The organism is Micromonospora sp. 15K316 (genome assembly GCF_004348525.1).
Classification (GTDB): Bacteria; Actinomycetota; Actinomycetes; order Mycobacteriales; family Micromonosporaceae; genus Micromonospora.
This window is the reverse complement of sequence record NZ_SMKG01000388.1, coordinates 1-2,276: the sequence shown is the minus strand read 5'-3', so window position 1 is coordinate 2,276 and position 2,276 is coordinate 1. Positions and strand designations below refer to the sequence as shown.

General features: G+C 70.7%; 1 protein-coding gene. It reads right to left on the bottom strand.

What is annotated here, in order from left to right; all coding sequences use genetic code 11:
- Positions 1 to 28 precede the first annotated feature (28 nt).
- Positions 29 to 1,903, bottom strand: coding sequence for a M14 family metallopeptidase (locus tag E1211_RS31775; RefSeq protein ID WP_132353893.1), 1,875 nt, complete (start codon positions 1,901 to 1,903; stop codon positions 29 to 31).
- Between the last annotated feature and the right edge of the window lie 373 nt (positions 1,904 to 2,276).

Below are 2,276 nucleotides of genomic sequence, written 5' to 3'. Positions count from 1 at the left end.
GTCGGGGGCGGGACGGGGCCCCACCGGATCAGGAGGCGGTGATGGTGACGTTGTCCACAGCCGCCTCGACGAGGCTCGCGCCCGAGGCGTCCGCCGCCTGGATCAGGATCCGTACGCTCTGGCCCGCGTACGGGGTGAGGTTGAGGTTCGCCACCGCCCACGAGGCGTTGCGGTTGGTCGCCGCCCCGGCCTGGTTGAGCAGGGTGGTGGTGCCCCCGCCGTGCACCACGCTGACCCGGAGGTAGTCGGCCGACGAGGAGTTCGAGCCGTGCGCCAGGTACCAGGCGAGCGAGAGGGTGAGCGTGCCGCTGGCGGGTAGCGTCACCGCCGGTGACTGGGCGCTGGTCACTCCGCCGTCGAGGTCGTGGTCACCCGCCCCGGCGCCGGCCAGCCGGCCGGTGACCAGGTCGTTGCCGCCCGCGTACGGGGTGAGCTGCTTCGCCCCGCTGGAGGTGGTCGCCTGGGCGGCGCCCCGCTCCCAGACCCCGAGGGTGGCGGTGTCCGTGCCGGACGGGTTGACCGTCCAGCCGGTGGCGGTCTCGAAGGTGTCCGACCAGACCGTGGTGCCGCCACCGCCGCCGCAGTACTGCGCCTGCTTGCCGATGGCCCGGTACGGGCAGTCGGCGTACTCGCTCAGCATCAGCACCGCCTCCCGGTTGCGGGAGGTCTGCGCGGGGATCACCTCGTCGGGCGGGTAGAAGCCGCCGCCACCGGCCGAGCCCGGGTACATCTCGAAGGTGTACGCCCAGATGCCGTGCGCCGCCCACATCCAGTCGATGCTGGTGCCGTCGGCGATGTAGAGGTCGCTGGACTGCTCCGGCGTGTAGCCGTTGGTGGCGGCCATCTGCTGGCCGATGGTGGCGAAGGTGTTGTACTGGTCGGCCGTCATTCCGCTCGGTGTGTTCGCGGTGGTGTAGCCGAACGGCCAGAGCACGAGCTGCGAGTACGTGTGGAAGTCGATGTTGGCCTTGATCTGCTGCACACCGCCGACCACCCGGCTGTTGACGAAGTTCCGCAGCGCCTGCGTCTCCGGGGCGGAGAACGCCGACGGGCCGCGGTAGGTCTCCGACGAGGTGGAGCCGGACGAGCCGCCGCAGCAGCCCCACTGGTAGCTCCAGTTCCGGTTCAGGTCGGTGCCGATCGCTGACGAGCCGGTGTTGGGCTGGCGGTTCTTGCGCCAGGAGCGGTAGGAGCCGGTGGCGATGTCGTACTCACTGCCGTCCGGGTTCACCGTCGGCACGATCCAGATCTCCCGGCCGTTGACGAGGTTGGTGATCCGGGAGTCGCTGCCGTACCCGTCGGTGAAGAGGTTCAGCAGGTAGATCGCCATCTCCACGGTCAGGTGCTCGCGGGCGTGCTGCTGGGCGTTGAAGAGGATCTCCGGCTCGTTCTCGTCGGTGGCGACGTTGTCGGAGATCTTCACGGCCATCAGGTCGCGGCCCTCGTAGGAGCTGCCGATGCTGAGCTTGCGGGCGATCGTCGGGTGGCTCGCAACGACCTGGTTCACCACCGCGGTCAGCTCGGCGTAGTCGTGGTAGTTGGAGTCGGCGGGCGGGAAGGCGAACGTGCCGACGTCTCCGTGGCTGTGCGGGGTGGACGGTGGCGCGGGCACCGCCTCCAGCCGGAAGCCGAGGCGGCCGATCGCCGCGGCCTCGGCCGGCGTGGCGGAGACGTGCAGCACGCCGTGCTCGCTGTAGTCGATCGCGGCGCCGGTGCGGGCCACCGCGTTGCGGTCGGCGAGCGTACGGGGGCCGAGCACCCGGTACTCGACGGCGGCGGACCCGCCGGGTTCGGCAGCCGGCCGGGCGGTGACCGGCCCGGTGCCGAAGGTGGCGAACGCCAGGCCGGCGGCGACGGCGAGCGCCAGGGCCCGGCGGAGAGGGGTGGGTGTACGGAAGGCCATGGACAACCTCCTCGGGGGGCGGGAGATCCCGCTCGGTGGAGCACACTCCACCACCCGTCACATGGTCATATCAATATCGATCACTGTCTCTTCCATGCCAAGCGGATCATCGTCTCGGCAATGATTTTCCATCCATCCAGATATGGCGAAACTTCTCTGCAAGCGGGACACTGACCGGCGACGATGCCCGACCACACCCCCGCGGAGCACCCATGGCCAGATCACGCCTGAGCGTGGCCGCCCTCGCCGGCGTCACCGCGCTCACCCTCCTCGGCGCCGCCGTGCCGGCGCACGCGGCCGCCCCCGCCGCGACCACCCACGCGGCCGCCCGGCCGGTCAGCCACGACGAACAGGTCACCTTCCAGGACTGGTC

Excerpts from the sequence above, each read along its gene's own strand:
- E1211_RS31775 (WP_132353893.1), bottom strand. The coding sequence starts at position 1,903 with ATGGCCTTCCGTACACCCACCCCTCTCCGCCGGGCCCTGGCGCTCGCC.